Below are 15854 nucleotides of genomic sequence, written 5' to 3' on the forward strand. Positions count from 1 at the left end.
CGGTTGAGCACCTCCAGAATTATAATGACACCAGCCCGCGTCGAGCCACCAACCGGCAGAGACCGGTAGCCCACCCTACGGTTTACTCATCAGTTAGCGCTTTTCGATCTCGCAAGACGCTTGCGCTCGTTGGGATCCAGAAATCTTTTTCTAAGTCTTATGGATTTCGGCGTACACTCTACCAGCTCATCGTCGTTGATGAACCCTATCATCTCCTCCAATGTCATCAATTTCGGAGGAACAAGCCTCACAGCCTCGTCAGAACCCGCAGCCCTGACATTGGTTAACTGCTTTCCCTTCAATACATTAACTTCTATGTCATTGTTCCTGTTATGCAGCCCAACCACCATACCTGCATAAACCTTATCTTGAGGTTTAACAAACATAGCCCCCCTATCCTGTAGGTTAAAGAGAGCATACGCAACAGCCTCGCCCTGCCCTGTGGAAATCAGCACACCATTCACTCTTCCAGGAATATCACCCTTGTGTGGAGCATATCCGTGAAACAAGCGATTTATAATACCCGTACCTCTAGAATCAGTAAGAAACTCGCCATGGTAGCCAATCAAGCCCCGAGAAGGAATCAAAAACACCATGCGTACCCTGCCTTTTCCCGAAGGCGACATATCTTGCATATCACCTTTGCGAAAACTCAGCTTCTCCATGATCACGCCACTGTATTCCTCATCGACGTCTATTATCACTTCTTCTATGGGCTCTAAAACAACTGAGTTTTCCTTTCGCAACAAAACACGCGGGCGCGATACAGAGAGCTCAAAGCCCTCTCGTCGCATAGTCTCAATCAGCACACCAAGCTGAAGTTCTCCACGGCCACCAACTTCGTAAGAGTCGCTACGCTCCCCCTCCTTCACCGTGATAGCAACGTTGGTTTCAGCCTCCGACAGCAGTCTACTCTTAATTACGGTAGACGTAAGCTTAGTCCCTTCAGTGCCAGCAAGTGGCGAGTCATTTACACCAATAGTTACCGCCATAGTTGGAGGATCAACCGGGGTAGACTCAATGGGCGTGGTGACAGAAATATCAACTATGCTGTCGGAAACCGAGGCTTTCTCAAGCCCTGCAACGGCTATGATATCCCCAGCACTCGCTTCATCAACAGGTACGCGCTTCAGGCCGGAAAAAGACAATAATTTGGTAAGTCTGCCACTCTCTATAACCTCACCATTTAAATTCAGCACTTTTACCTGAGAGCCCATTTTTGCCCTACCCTGGTATACCTTGCCGGTCAGCACCCTACCTAAAAACTTATCTGATTCCAGAAGGGTAAGCAGCATGCTAAACGGGCCATCACAATCATGTTGTGATGGCCTTATATGCTCCAGAATCGCTTCGAACAAAGGAAGTAGATCTTTGCGATTATCAGACAGATCTTTGACACACCACCCACTCCTTCCAGAGGCGTAGAGTACGGGAAAATCGAGCTGCTCGCTGGTGGCGTTTAGATTGATGAATAATTCGTACACCTCATCCAAAACCTCGCCCACTCTACTATCCGGACGATCAACCTTATTTACCACAACTATTGGCAGTAAATTAGCCTGCAGTGCCTTCGAGAGTACAAACTTGGTCTGCGGCATCGGACCTTCAGACGCGTCAACAAGCATCAATACTCCGTCCGCCATGGAGAGCACTCTTTCCACCTCTCCACCAAAATCAGCATGTCCAGGTGTATCTATTACGTTGATCTTGTGACCCTTCCATGTAATCGCAGTACATTTTGCGAGAATAGTAATCCCCCGCTCACGCTCCAGGTCGTTGCTATCCATAACCCGCTCAACAACCTCTTGGTTGTCCCTGAGCGCACCGCTCTGCTTTAGCATGCTATCTAGAAGCGTAGTCTTCCCGTGATCCACATGAGCAACAACAGCCAAATTACGAACAGATTCGTAATCGCAAGACATAAGCTCCCCACACGATGCAATTGGATAAATCTATAGGATTAAATTAAATAATCAACGACAAAAACCGGCCTGCGGTGAGTCACTGCGCAATACTGTCAACTGACTTTTCGAAAAACTCATACGAGAAATCTTCTCTGCTTGGATCAAACTTGACCTCCACCCTACCCCCGCAAGTTAGTTTACCAAACAACATCTCAAGTGCTAGGTGCTTTTTAATCTTCTGTGCAATAACACCTTGAGCCTTTCTTGCCCCATAGCCGTCCTGCTGTCCCACTTTTGTTAGAAAATCCACAGACGCTTGGTCTATGCTCATGTCCACACCCTTCCTAGACAACTGCTCTCTAAGTTCAGCAATGAATTTCCCTACCACCTTGGCCATCACTTCAGTGCTTAAGTATGAAAACGGCACCACAGCATCCAATCTATTGCAGAACTCAGGGCCAAAAATCTTCTCAATGGCTTTATGCTCGCTACCCAAATTGAAGGTTCTATCACGGTCAAACCCAACAGCGTTCTTACTAAACTCCACAGCGCCAGCGTTTGTGGTCAGTATTATTACCACATTACGGAAGCTGACCTTTCTTCCATATGTGTCTGTAATGTACCCATAATCCATTATTTGCAGCAGTATGTTGTACACGCTATTATGGGCCTTTTCTATTTCGTCGAGCAGGAGAACGCTGTACTGGTTCCTAGCTATAGTATCAGTGAGCAGGCCACCTTGTTCATACCCCACATACCCTGGAGGCGAACCTATCATTCTGGCAACTGTGTGGGATTCCGTATACTCAGACATGTCAAACCTGATGAGCTTCATGCCCATATTGTGTGCCAGTTGCTTCACCAACTCGGTCTTACCCACTCCTGTAGGGCCAGCAAGTAAGTAGCTAGCTAACGGCTTCTGATGGCTTCTCAGCCCAGCTTTGGCAATTCTGATCGCGTCAACAATCTGCGATATAGCCTCATCTTGCCCAAAGATAACCTTTCTCAGATTCTCCTCTAGATTTTTTACCTTGTGTGTATCGCTGGCAAAGAGGTTATCGCACGGTATTTCGGTAATACGCGAGATAATAGCTTCTATATCCTTTCCTGTAACAATTTTGCCGTTCTCGCTCGAGCGTAGCTTTGCATACACCCCCGCCTCGTCCAGCACATCTACCGCTTTGTCAGGCAGCATTCTCTCAGCTATATACCTGTCGGACAGCTCTGCAGCATACTTAACCGCCTGGCTGGTATAATGTACATCATGGTATATCTCATAATACGATTTTATTCCACTCAGTATCTGTATAGTTTCTTCAACGGTAGACTCCTCAACGTTAATCTTCTGGTACCTTCTTGCCAAGGCCCTATCTTTCTCAAAATTGCTGTTGTACTCCTTATAGGTGGTAGCCCCCATACATCTGATGGAACCGCGAGCTAGTGCGGGCTTTAGCAAATTACTAGCGTCCAGCGGGCTGCCACTAGTGGAACCAGCCCCAATAATTGTATGAATTTCATCAATAAAAAGAACTGCGTTTTTCTTATTTTCTATAGCCCTAATAACCGCCTTGATTCTCTCTTCAAAATCCCCACGGTACCTGGTTCCCGCAAGTAAAGAACCCATATCGAGGGAATATATTTCCACGCGCTTGAGCTGTGGAACAATATTCCCCTCCACAATCCGCAGAGCTAATCCCTCAACTATAGCGGTTTTCCCTACACCAGAATCCCCAACGTATAAAGGGTTGTTTTTCCTTCTGCGCAGTAAAACCTCAATTGTCCGCTCTTGCTCATATTGCCTGCCTATGACATAGTCGATCTTCCCGTCCTTAGCCAAAGAATTTAGGTTAACGCAATAAGCCTCCAGACTTTCACCATCTTTAGACACTACATCTTTGGCAATATTGGGAAATCCGATCACCCCACGCTTGGCAAAATCCACCTCCTTTCCAAGCTCTTGTTGATCGTACAGCTCTTCTTGGTGCTCGCTACTGGAGATGCAACTCACAACATCAATGTACTTAACGTTGTGCTCGTTCAGGAAAGAAACGCTACATGAGTCTTTTTCCAAAAAAATCTCCGCTAAAACGTTCACTCCGTTAATTTCATCTCTACCAGACGCATGAGCGTGCACTATGGCCCTGTGCACTACTTTCTCGAATGCCGTACTAGGCCTGACCTCAGTGACACTCTGATTCATAACTATAGACATCTCGTATCTCAAAAAGTTGATTAAGGTCTCCCTTAATCTGTCTATAGACACCCGACACACATACAGGACTCGTCTCACGTCAAGGTCGTCAGTCAGAGCCAGCAGCAGGTGTTCCAGAGTTGCACATTCGTGACGGAAATCGAACGCTATCGACAGCGCTCTATGTAAGCTAGCCTCAAGATTTTTTGATAACACCCAGATTTTACTCCCCAAGTCTCGAGGCCAGGGTATCATCTAAGCCTTAAAATATATTGAAAACAAAATGGGATCAAAAACGCAAAAGTGTGTATACTGCTACGTGGGTTACACTCTATAGCCGGGAATAATCACCTAGTATGAGTCTTTCGTATTGCAGTGTAGTTGAATTCTTCACTCTGTTGTTTTTGGAGATGATCCTGGGCATTGATAACCTTATCTTTATAGCCCTAATTACTTCTAAGCTTCCTAAAAATTTACAAAATAAAGCACGAATTTGTGGTCTGGGCACAGCGTTGGTAATGCGCTTCGCAATGTTGTTCGGAGCTTCGTTTTTGCTGTCGATGAATGAACAGTTAATCGCGATGCCTCGCATGCAAATTACTTATAGAGACATGTTTTTTATAGCCGGGGGAGCGTTTCTAGTACACAAGAGTGCAAAGGAAATCTATTTAGAGATATTTCCTAAAAAAGACTTAGAAATTGGAAATATAACCAAATTTTTTCCTGCAATTATGCAAATTATTGGGATAGATCTTGTGCTCTCGTTAGACTCCGTAATATCTGCAGTGGGCATCACTGACAATATGCCTCTTATTGTTCTTATATTCTCTATATACGTTGTAGTTGCGCTTTTTTTCTCCAAAGAAGTTGCAAAGATTGTACAGCAACACGAACGAGTAAAAATAATCGCTCTATTGTTTATAGGGGCGCTGGGAGTATTGCTAGTGGCAGATGGCGTGGGGGTCAAAATCCCTCACAACTATCTATACGTGACGCTAATCTTTCCAGTAATTATGGAATACATAGACTGGCGCAAAGGAAAGCACACTTCCCTCAAGAGATAGACGGGGGGAATAGGTGGAAATGAGAGCCGTATTACCTACTCTGATTCTCCATCTAACACCCTACTTCTGAGAGCACATTATCTCACTAATGCGAAGAAAGTTGTCAAATTCAACGTCCAACTTGAAGTGCAACCTGGGCACATACCGCAGCTTGAGATACTTGAACACCGACCTTCTAATACTATCGGACGCATCATTCAGCGCCGCAACTATCTCACCCTTGTTGGCCAACTTGTCTCTAACTACTACAAACACGGTGGCATTTCTCGTATCCCCACTAACCTTCACGTTAGAAATAGACAACACATTACTCAGATCATAAAACTCACAGATGAACATCCGGGCTAAAGCCCTTTTTAGGACCGATGCAACTTTCAAACTACGAAACCCAACATCCGGGGTAAAAGTTATCATTCCACCACCCTAGCATGCTCTACCACTTCCAGAACCTTTATTACATCACCCACGGCAACATCCTTCACACCTTCAACAAGTATGCCGCACTCCAAACCGTGACTCACTTCTTTCACGTCATCCTTAAACCTCCTGAGAGCCTTAACCTTACCCTCATACGTCGCGGAGTCGTTCCTATAGATTCTAACTGATGCACCCCTACTGACCGCGCCTTCAGAAACATAACAACCAACAACGATCCCCCCTTTGCCGCTGGAGAATACCTCCCTAACAACCAGCGATCCAACCTGGGTTTCCCGTACAATGGGTTTTAGCTTTCCACAAACTACACCCTTTACGTCGTCTATTAGATCGTATATTACCCTGTGGTGCCGTATATCAACATCTTTCTGCCTAACAAGATCCCTAGCCTGAGCATCCACCTTAACGTTGAAAGCCAACACCACTGCTGATGAAGCCTCAGCAAGTAGAACATCTGATCTCGTTACATCACCGATATCTTTGTGCAAAATATTAAACTTAACCTCTTCATGCTCAATTTGCGCCACTGAGCGGGCAACAGCCTCTAGAGAACCCGCAACATCAGCCTTGAGTATCATATTAACTTCTTCAATAGCCTCACCAACCGGAAACACGGGCCCCATGAACACGCCACCACTCTTACGGGCCTCGCGAGAGAAATGTATCTCCGCCCTACGCTCAAGCAAGTCACGCGCATGTTTTTCAGAAGGCATCACAAGAAAGGTGTCACCAGCCTTAGGCACCTTATCAAGTCCTAACACCTTCACAGGCATGGATGGGGGAGCTACATCGACAGAATTGTCTCCGTCATCAAACATATTGCGCACCTTCCCGTACGAGCCATCACCAGCTACTACTATATTCCCCTTCCTCAGCGTACCTTTTTGCACTATTACGGTTGCCACAACACCGCAACTCCGCTCCACTTTAGACTCTATTACCACTCCCTGCGCACGACATTCGACCGGAGCTTGAAGCTCCAGCATCTCAGCCAAAAGCAATATACTCAATTTCAGCTTGTCCAGGTTTTCTCCAGTTTTCGCAGAGACTGGCACTATCATGGTATCCCCGCCCAAATTCTCTGACACTACACCGTGCTGCAGTAAATCATTGGTAATCTTCTCAACGTTCGCGCCACTTTTGTCTATTTTATTCACCGCAACTATCATAGACACCCCAGCGGCTCTCACATGATTTATAGACTCTACAGTCTGGGGCATAATTCCATCGTCGGCTGCAACCACCAAGACCACTATATCCGTAACATTAGTACCTCGAGCACGCATATCAGAAAACGCCTCGTGCCCGGGAGTATCAAGAAACGTGATCTTTTTCCCATCAACTTCTATCTGGTAAGCACCTATGTGCTGTGTGATCCCTCTAAACTCCCTTTCAGCAACGTTGGACTTGCGTAAAACATCCAATAGAGAGGTCTTACCGTGATCCACGTGACCCATTACAGTAACAACTGGGGGCCTCGGTTGCAACTCAAGGTCATCATCACCAATATCGCACAGCTCCCTCTCCATTTGAGTCTTGCTGACAATCTTTGGGCGGTGGCCGAATTTCTCCGCAATCTCACTCGCTACACCGGACTCAATAACAGCACCTTGCCTGGCATCAATGCCCATATGAGCAAGAATGCGCAATACATCCCCAACCTTCTCGGCCATAGCGGACGCCAGAGCCTTAACTTCTATCTCATCAGGAATTATGACTTCCCTTGATATCCTATGCACGTTCCTGGATCCGCCCCTGCGCCTCGAAGAAGACCTTAAAACGTGCCGCTCCTCCACACCGCTCAAGGCATTTTCGATATCCAGCTTTATGTGCTTGCTAGAAGCACGGGAAGCTACGGCTTTCTTCGCCCCACCGCCTTCTTTCTCTCTAACCCTGCCACCAGCGCTCTGAGAGGAATACCTCTTATTTTTATCTTCATATCCACCCTTCCCCGGACGGGCACCCGCAACAGCATCACCCAACATGGAAGGTCCCAACACCGCATCCGCAGCGGCGGGGGCAGGCCCCTTTGCAGCACCATCACCCTCTGAAGAGCTCTCCTCCTCTACGGGGGCGGCAACATCAGGGGCAGATTCCGTGCCACTCCTAAGCTTTTTAGCCGCTTTTTCCTGGGCGCTTATACTATCTGCTGTGTGTATAGCATTTATCCTGGAAAGTTGCTCCTTTGCGGTAAGAGACCCCACGGCAGAGCCCTGCCTCTGCTTGCTGCTATCAGAACCAGAGGGAGTGGTTATCAGGCGCTTCACACCATCCGAAGGGGGCGTCTCTCCGGCTTTTCTTTTTTTACTACGCACCTCAACAGTCATGAAGGGCTTACCACCAGCCGAGGCAGGTGTTTTCGTAAGAGTAGCTGGAGCCCTTACACCAAGTTTGAGTGTAAGACGCTCGCGGCCACCAGAAGGGCCACCGCAACTTTCTCCAAACTTCTCAACATCACTCATCAATAGCACCAGAAAAATCTAAACCCACCCCATTCGCCTGCGAGACTCCAAAATTATGGAATCAACTTGTTCCTTACTCAAGTTTACTCTGGGAACAATGTCATAAAACTCATCGGTACACATCGAGGCAATATCCTCGACATTCCTCACGCCGCCCTCGCACAACTTTATGACATCCTCCATCTCCAAATACGGAAGCTCCAACACCTCCTCACTTACAGACAGGTCCTTCAGCATTTTAAGTGCCTCCTCCCGTTTACGGGCTAGGTATTCAGAAGCACGCTTCTTGAGCTCCGTAGCAATCTCTTCGTTAAACCCATCTATCGCGGTGATCTCAGCAACATCAACCTTATCCAAATCTTCTATCGTCGCAAAACCCTCGCTAACTAGAAGTTGCCCGATAATCTCCTCGACATCTAACCCATCAACGAAGACCTTGGCACCTGAACTGAGCTCTTTAGCCTTCCGTGTCGATTCTGTCTCATCTCCAATAACGTCAATGTCCCATCCCACAAGCTCAGAAGCCAGCCTGATGTTCTGGCCGTACCTACCTATAGCCAAGCTTACTTGGTTCTCGGGAACAACGAGCTCTATCTTTTCCACGTCTTCGTCTATTATGACCTTCACAACCTCAGCTGGGGCTATCGCGCTCACCACAAACTTTGCCAAGTCCGACGAATACAAAACAACATCTATCTTCTCCCCGTGCAACTCGGAAACTATACTCTGTATCCTAACCCCCCGCGCACCTATGCACGCACCCACGGGATCCACATTTTTATCAGAGGAAAACACGGCAACTTTCGACCTAGAACCGGGATCCCTGGCCAATGCCTTGATTGACACCATCCCATCGTATACTTCGGGTATTTCCTGCCTAAATAAAAGCTCCATAAAGCGCTTACTAACCCTGGATAAGAAGATTTGAGGACCAGAAAGCTCCTCCTGACGAACTTCCTCAACATGAGCCCTGATCCTATCATTCGGGCGAAAGACCTCCCCCCTTATGGTGTTATATACCGGAAGATAACCCTCACTCCCATTCAGGTCCACAACCACGTTGTTGTATTCAACGCGCTTCACAACCCCGTACACAAGATCCCCAACCCGATCTTTGAATTCCTCGTACTGACGCTTACGTTCTTGGATCATAATCAGCTGCGCAACTTTCTGTTTCGCAACCTTAGCAGAGTTATAGTCAATATCCACGGGAGGAAGAGGCTCAAGCAAAATATCACCCACCTTCACATCCTTACCGTCAGCAATCGCATCTGAGATTTTGATTAATCTGTATTTATCGACCTCACCAGCGGGAATACCGTACTGCTCCCCATCAAAGCTCATGTCATCATTCACCACAAGAGCCTGCCTGGATATGGAAATCACACCGGTTTTTCTATCTATAGACGCTTTGATTTTGCAGTCACCATATTTACTGCGGCTGACGAGTTCCAGAGCCTGCTCTATTGCTTCCACCACAAGCTCAAGGTTAAGTCCCTTCTGCTCCGCAACATCACGAGCGACCCTTATCAGCTCCAAATTATCGAAATTGTACAAATTCACCATAAAACCCCTTGCACGAGCCCGAACGCCTATTACTACACCTTGATGGCAGAAGCGGCGCCCCTACACAGCACGCCACGGCGATTCTACTTGTGAGGCCGATTTGAGTCAAGACATTTTCTCCGTCAGGACAATCCGAAATCCAATATGGTATCTCAGCCACAGAGCCGGATAAGGACCAACATTATTGGCTGCCAAACGAGCACCTAACACCACAGACGGGACTGCGGACAGGATGTTTCAGTAGAGACACACAACCACCTACAGCCAGCCATAAAGCGCTAGGAATCCTGAGCAACAGACACCTCTTTCCCCCCCCCCCCGTTCCTCACCCAACATCAAGATCGCAGGGGTAAACAATAGTGTGATGACAGTGGCCAACAGTAACCCTACGGAAGTTGTGATAGACAATTCAAACCACAACTGGCTGGATGGAGAATCGTATAAGACCTTTCTCCCAAAGAAATCTATGCTAATCTTCAGCACCATCGGCAATAAACCCAGCACCCCGGTAATGACAGTCAAAAATATCGGTCTTAACCGAGAAAGCGCAGACTTCAATATGGCACTTTTCCTGTCAGGCATTGTTTCCAGGTTTTCCCGATAAGCATCCACCAGTAATATATTATTATTCACCACCACTCCCGAGAGCACTATGATGCCCACTCCACCCATAACTATCCCAAACACTTTGTATGTGACCAAAAATCCTAAAAATACACATGTGGTGGCTAGGAAGACAGCAGTCATCACCACAGCAACGTAGTAGAAGTTGTTTAGCTCTCCTACCAGAACCAGGGTGATCAATAGTATCACCAGGCAGAACGCGGTTATCAGAAATTCTCTGGATTCCTCCTGGCTCTCCATATCTCCAAGAAAATTGGCTGTAACCTTGGATCCAACCCGCTTTTCTAGAATTCCCTTGAGGTATTGCACTCTATCGCCAACAAGATACCCAGGTAGCAAGTTCGAGTAGATGGTAAGCGATCTTAACCCATCAACCCGTTTTATCATGTCCACACCACGCTTCACCTTTTCTTGAACAAAATAGGCGGCTGGAACGGGCCCATGGGCAGTATTTATGGATATACGATCCAGCCCCTTGAGCGATCTACTCCCCTCACGAAATCTGGCTATAATAGCAACTTCGTCCTTGGCACCCTCAGGATAGTACTTCCCAACAACTGCACCACCTGTAAGCATCTTTACAAACTGCCCAATCAGCATAACATCGGCACCAAACGATGCTGCTTTTTTTCTATCAACATCAACACTCCATTCCGTCCCTGCAAGAAAGTTATCGCGCACAACGTCGGTGAAACCCTGAGGCTCATTCATAGCTGATACCAGCAAATCAGCAGCAAACTCCAGATCCTCACTTTTCTCACTCCTTAGATTCACCTCCAGTGGCTTGCCCCTATTGGGCCTCATATTCTCACCTTTCACATCAAACGTAACCCCAGCAATACCCTTCAGTCGCTCCGCAACTTCTGCCAGCAACTTAGTGGATTTTTCGCGCAGATACCAATCTTGGAATTCGATGTCTATTGCACCAATTACTCTGGTATTTTTTGGCTCATCCCACCCGTGTCCAACAAGTGAATAAAGAAATTTTATCCCTGCCACATCCATGATCTTTGCCTCTGCCGCTTTGACTATTTTGTCTTTCTCTTGTAGTGACATGTTGCTATCGCTTCTTATCTCCACCACAGCTCGATCTGGCTCAATATTGGGAAAAAACTCAACCCCCGGACCTATGGTGAAATATGCCGCGGTCGACAGCATTAAAACTGCTACCGTTGCACACACAAAACTCTTGGGGTAATCGAGCACTACACACAAAACTCTTGAGTACAGACGCATGGCCGGACTCAGCTCATCAATGCGCAAGTCTTCCACAGCGTTAAGCTTCGATACATCCTCTCTAGACATGGCCGAGGGTTTACCAAACACAGAGCCCAATACAGGAGTGAACGCTATGGCTGCGATCCAGGAACCCGCTAACGTGGAAATTGACACCACAGGTATATACTTCATGAATTCACCCGTAACGCCAGGCCAAAACAACAATGGAATAAACACCACCAGTCTGGTCATGGTAGACGATGCCATGGGCCAAAACATGCGGAGAGAGGCCATCTTATATGCAGACTGTCTATCAAATCCGTATACCATTTTTCGGTCCGCATACTCGCTGACAATAATTGCATCATCCACCAACATCCCCACAACCATTATCAGGGTGAACAGTATGACGATATTGAGGGTATAGCCCATAACGTAGATGACCATGATCCCCAACAAGAAGGAAATCGGTATGGACAGCGCAACTAAAACAGCCGTTCTAATGCCCATGAAGGCCATTATGACCAACAGTACCAACAGAACAGAAAATGCCACCGCGTTCTCCAGCTCACGTAAGATGGTCGACACTTCCTTGGACTGATCTTGTACGAAAAACAGTGATGCTCCCTCCGGTAAAAACTTGCTTGCGCCTTCCAAAAAAGCCGTGACGCGCCCTGCAACTTCAGCAATGTTGCTTCCGCTCTTTTTCGAGATCTCTAGCACAATGCATCGCTTTCCGTTGATCCTAGCAAGCTCAGTGGGGTCTTCCAAAGCGAGCTTTACTGTTGCAACGTCGCTCACAGTTACTGCTGCGTCACCATTAACCTTCAACACCACATCCAAAATCTGCTGACGGCTGTCCAGCAGGCCGTTTACCCTAATCTTATGGCGCCCAGCCTGCGATTCAAGCACACCATAATCTATGAGAGCGTGGTTTCTAGCAACCGCTTGTACAATATCTTGTATCTGTATCCCATAGTGATCCATAAGCTCCGGAACGAGACCGAGCTCTATGACGTCATTACGCAAACCTACAGCATTCACCTTAAAAACGTCGCTCAGAGACTCAATTCTGTATTTGAGCTCACGTGCTACAGAATGCAAAGATCCAGTTGGCAAATCCCCAGTGATAGCAACCTTGAGCACAGGCAATAAGCCGAGATTTCGCTCCTCAGCCATAAGTGATGTTACATTTCTGGGAAGTTTGGGACGAACTACATCCAATCGGGATCTTACATCCGCCATTGCAGCTTTAACATCGAAGCCATAGCGGAGTTCTAGCACGACACTAACAACCCCATCTCTAACTATAGAGGTAATCTTCTTGATGCCTCCAACCGACTGCAGCTCCCTCTCCATTGGCAACGCCAATAGCACTTCAGCCAATTCTGCAGTTGCGCCCTCCACAGCCGCAGTGACACAAATAATCGGAGCCTTGACTCCGGGAATTTTTTCACGCGGTAATTTGTAATAGGAATATATCCCGACCACAAATGCAGACAGCAAAACAAATATGGCAAATCTGCTTCTCTCCAGAAAAAAACCCGTAATTTCACTCACAGCGATAACACCACACCTCACAACTGCCGCATATCCAACGGCCACACCCACCCAGATGCTTTCGGTACTGGTACCCGTTCACCACAGCCCATTAATTAGCGCTAGCGCTAATTAATTAGCATGAATCTAAGGATAGGGAAACCCCCTACCCCATGGTAGAACTTGTGGATCGGTGTGCTGGTACACCTTGCTAAGCCCCATGGAAGCGTCTCAATGTTTTGCGTGTTCACACCCTGTTACCTGCGTTCAATGTACTTACACGCAAATATGGAGGCTTCGTAGAGCAGCAACATGGGGATTGCCAAACCTATTTGGCTTATCACATCAGGGGGAGTTAAAATTGCAGCTACGGTAAATATTATTACAATCGCAACTCTTCGCTTGCTAGCTAGAGTTTTATGCGAAATCAAGCCCACTCTAGCCATCAGGGTAAGTATAACAGGCAGTTGAAATGCTGTACCAAAGGCAAACATTAGTTGCAACACCAGGTCTAAATATTCACTAACTGATGGCATAAAATCTATGGGTACGCCTACTGAGGCATCCCTATTCTCAAAACCAATAAAAAACTTCCATGCTAGAGGAAATATATAGTAGTACACCATAGCTGCACCTGCAGTAAACAATACAGGAGCGGCTATCAGGTACGGCAGCAGCACCTTCTTCTCCTCTTTGTATAGACCTGGAGCAAGAAACATGTAAAATTGCCAGGCAAAAACAGGAAATGAAAAGAACAGCGCGGCCATTGCCCCCACTTTTACATATACAAAAAATGCCTCCGTAAGATCTGTGTAGATCAGGGAAAAATCTTCGTCATCACCTGCAAGTTCTACCAGAGGTATCAGCAGAAATTCGTATATTTTATCGGAAAAAAAGTAGCACACAGCGAACATTCCCGCAAAGCATAGAATGGAGCGAACAATCCTCCTTCTAAGCTCAAGCAAATGCCCAGATAGCGGCATCTTTTTTATATTCATTTTGTACCAGACTCAAAAAACCCCGCAGGATTGTCACACACTTAAAAGAAATAACCAAGCACCCGTATACTCATACAACGCAACTGCGTGTTCCCACTGATCACAACATTTTCTCTGTGGCCTAGGAGTAATTCCGTCGCACGTATGACTCAACAAGCTCAAGAAAGTCACCAAGAATATTGCCGCCCTGCAGCGTACAGAGCTTTTTACCATCTTCATACACTGCAGCAACTTCCCTTTCTCCACTGCCGGGCAGACTTATGCCTAAATTCGCGTGCTTGCTCTCCCCTGGTCCATTAACCACGCACCCCATAACAGCAATGGTCATGCCTACCACACCGGGATTACTAACCTTCCAAAGCGGCATACGTTCCTCCACGTAGCTATTCACACCATGCACCAGTTCTCGAAAGTGGGGAAAGTTCGTACGCGAACACCCGGGGCAGGAAGTTGTCTGAGCGGAGAAAAACCGCAAGCCCAGAGACTGAAGAATCTCTTTACACACCTTAACTTCCCGTGTTCTATCTTCCCTAGAGGTTGACGTAAGCGATACCCGAATCGTATCTCCAATACCCATCAATAGAAGATGCGCTATACCGGCCACGCTACTAACTACACCTTTAAGCCCCGCGCCTGCCTCAGTTAACCCCAAGTGCAGAGCGCAGTCGGAAGCTTCGGATAGGGCGGAGTACACCGACACAAGGTCACGAACCTTGCTGACCTTACAGGAAAGCACTATCTTGTCGCGCGGGAGCCCTATTCTTTCCGCAAGCTCAGCACTCTGAAGCGCAGAAGCTACCAAGGCCCTGCGTACTACCTCATTATCAGGCTCAGGCTCAGCCAAGGATGCGTTGTCATCCATAAGCTTGCCAACCAGAGTTTTATCCAAGCTCCCCCAATTAACGCCTATCCTCACGGGAATGTCGTGCTTGATTGCGTACTCTATTACAGACTCAAAATTCCTATCCCTTTTTTCGCCAAAACCTATGTTTCCTGGATTTATTCTTATCTTCCCAAGAAACGCAGCGCAATCTGGATACTTGCTAAGTAAGGCAGCAACTTCGTACTGACCGCAGCCAACAATCATTTTCTCGTCAAAGCCATGGCCAACCAGATGTTCAACGATCCGGGGAATCGCTTTGATGGACTCTTCAGAATTGATGGCAACCCTCACGAGCTCAGAACCTTCCCTCGCAAGATCGAGAATCTCCCTAAGGTCCCCATCCAGGCTCCCAGACCCTCCGAGCGCCATAGACTGCACCACTACGGGATTGCCGCCACCTATGATAACCCTGCCCACTTTTACGGCACGACTAACCCTCGCCATTACCTAACCCAAACTCAAGCACGCATGACACTACGGCTCGCTAGTCCATGTACTGTATGATGTAGTCGTCATCATATTCATCGTCGTACGGTTTCCAGGAGTCCATGAAGTCACCTCCAACCACTCCCCCCCTGTCATCACTCCCAAGGCGAGCTTTGTTGCTGCCAGAACCTGTAGTACCACTATCCTTGCCTTTAGCATTCAAATCAGCAACGGTAGCGCCAGGCTTCTTCTCAACACCAACCCCAGCAGGTTTCTTACCAGCACTCTTATCAATACCGGCTACAGCAGGCTCACCGCCCTTCTTTGCTGGACTATCGCCCTTGACTACGGCACCAGATTTTTTGCTGCCGTCGGAAGGCTTCTCAACAACAGGAACGGCTCCTTCCACTCGTTTGGCCCCGGTTACTGTAGTAGGTGCAGGGCTTTTAGCCTTCACAGTAGGAACACTACCTATAGACTCTTTTTTCTTAGTGTCGCCAGATCCCTTAACCACATCGCCAGATGCCTCTTTCTTCTTGGTAGC

General features: G+C 47.3%; 10 protein-coding genes. 1 reads left to right on the forward strand and 9 read right to left on the reverse strand.

Annotated elements, in window-relative coordinates; all coding sequences use genetic code 11:
- Positions 1-89: 89 nt before the first annotated feature.
- Positions 90-1922, reverse strand: a complete 1833-nt coding sequence (gene typA, locus OC187_RS00030) for a translational GTPase TypA (protein ID WP_262997977.1) — start codon at positions 1920-1922, stop codon at positions 90-92.
- Positions 1923-2001: 79 nt separating this feature from the next.
- A complete protein-coding gene (locus OC187_RS00035) occupies positions 2002-4350 on the reverse strand; it encodes an ATP-dependent Clp protease ATP-binding subunit (RefSeq protein ID WP_262997976.1) in 2349 nt (782 codons plus the stop codon).
- 101 nt (positions 4351-4451) lie between these two features.
- Between OC187_RS00035 and OC187_RS00040 the strand changes: the two genes are divergently transcribed.
- A complete protein-coding gene (locus OC187_RS00040; protein WP_262997975.1) occupies positions 4452-5159 on the forward strand; it encodes a TerC family protein in 708 nt (235 codons plus the stop codon).
- A 60-nt stretch (positions 5160-5219) separates the two neighbouring features.
- Here the strand turns inward: OC187_RS00040 and rbfA are convergent, their stop codons facing one another.
- The 7 genes from rbfA to OC187_RS00075 form a co-directional block, all read right to left on the reverse strand.
- The gene (gene rbfA / locus OC187_RS00045) at positions 5220-5573 is read right to left on the reverse strand and encodes a 30S ribosome-binding factor RbfA (RefSeq protein WP_262997974.1); all 354 of its coding nucleotides are present in this window, start codon (positions 5571-5573) and stop codon (positions 5220-5222) included.
- On the reverse strand, positions 5570-8056 hold the full coding sequence (gene infB, locus OC187_RS00050) for a translation initiation factor IF-2 (RefSeq protein WP_262997972.1): 2487 nt from the start codon (positions 8054-8056) through the stop codon (positions 5570-5572). The genes rbfA and infB overlap by 4 nt, the downstream gene beginning before the upstream one ends.
- An 18-nt stretch (positions 8057-8074) precedes the next feature.
- A complete protein-coding gene (nusA, locus tag OC187_RS00055) occupies positions 8075-9622 on the reverse strand; it encodes a transcription termination factor NusA (RefSeq protein WP_263008455.1) in 1548 nt (515 codons plus the stop codon).
- Between the two features lie 258 nt (positions 9623-9880).
- On the reverse strand, positions 9881-13069 hold the full coding sequence (locus tag OC187_RS00060) for an efflux RND transporter permease subunit (RefSeq protein WP_263008456.1): 3189 nt from the start codon (positions 13067-13069) through the stop codon (positions 9881-9883).
- 191 nt (positions 13070-13260) lie between these two features.
- Positions 13261-14001 carry a twin-arginine translocase subunit TatC gene (tatC, locus tag OC187_RS00065; RefSeq protein WP_262997969.1) on the reverse strand — a complete coding sequence of 247 codons (741 nt, stop codon included), beginning with the start codon at positions 13999-14001 and terminating at the stop codon, positions 13261-13263.
- A 121-nt stretch (positions 14002-14122) separates the two neighbouring features.
- Positions 14123-15328 (reverse strand): flavodoxin-dependent (E)-4-hydroxy-3-methylbut-2-enyl-diphosphate synthase, encoded by a 1206-nt coding sequence (gene ispG, locus OC187_RS00070; RefSeq protein ID WP_262997968.1) that lies wholly within the window; start codon positions 15326-15328, stop codon positions 14123-14125.
- A 40-nt stretch (positions 15329-15368) separates the two neighbouring features.
- A partial coding sequence (locus tag OC187_RS00075) for a hypothetical protein (protein WP_263008457.1) occupies positions 15369-15854 on the reverse strand: 486 nt, incomplete at its 5' end.

Source organism: Anaplasma capra (genome assembly GCF_025628805.1).
GTDB lineage: Bacteria > Pseudomonadota > Alphaproteobacteria > Rickettsiales > Anaplasmataceae > Anaplasma > Anaplasma capra.

What these genes read in the sequence shown, in the direction of transcription:
- OC187_RS00035 (WP_262997976.1), bottom strand. Translation starts at nt 4,350, where the DNA reads ATGATACCCTGGCCTCGAGACTTGGGGAGTAAAATCTGGGTGTTATCA.
- rbfA (WP_262997974.1), bottom strand. Translation starts at nt 5,573, where the DNA reads ATGATAACTTTTACCCCGGATGTTGGGTTTCGTAGTTTGAAAGTTGCA.
- OC187_RS00040 (WP_262997975.1), top strand. Translation starts at nt 4,452, where the DNA reads ATGAGTCTTTCGTATTGCAGTGTAGTTGAATTCTTCACTCTGTTGTTT.
- typA (WP_262997977.1), bottom strand. Translation starts at nt 1,922, where the DNA reads ATGTCTTGCGATTACGAATCTGTTCGTAATTTGGCTGTTGTTGCTCAT.
- nusA (WP_263008455.1), bottom strand. Translation starts at nt 9,622, where the DNA reads ATGGTGAATTTGTACAATTTCGATAATTTGGAGCTGATAAGGGTCGCT.
- infB (WP_262997972.1), bottom strand. Translation starts at nt 8,056, where the DNA reads ATGAGTGATGTTGAGAAGTTTGGAGAAAGTTGCGGTGGCCCTTCTGGT.
- tatC (WP_262997969.1), bottom strand. Translation starts at nt 14,001, where the DNA reads ATGAATATAAAAAAGATGCCGCTATCTGGGCATTTGCTTGAGCTTAGA.
- ispG (WP_262997968.1), bottom strand. Translation starts at nt 15,328, where the DNA reads ATGGCGAGGGTTAGTCGTGCCGTAAAAGTGGGCAGGGTTATCATAGGT.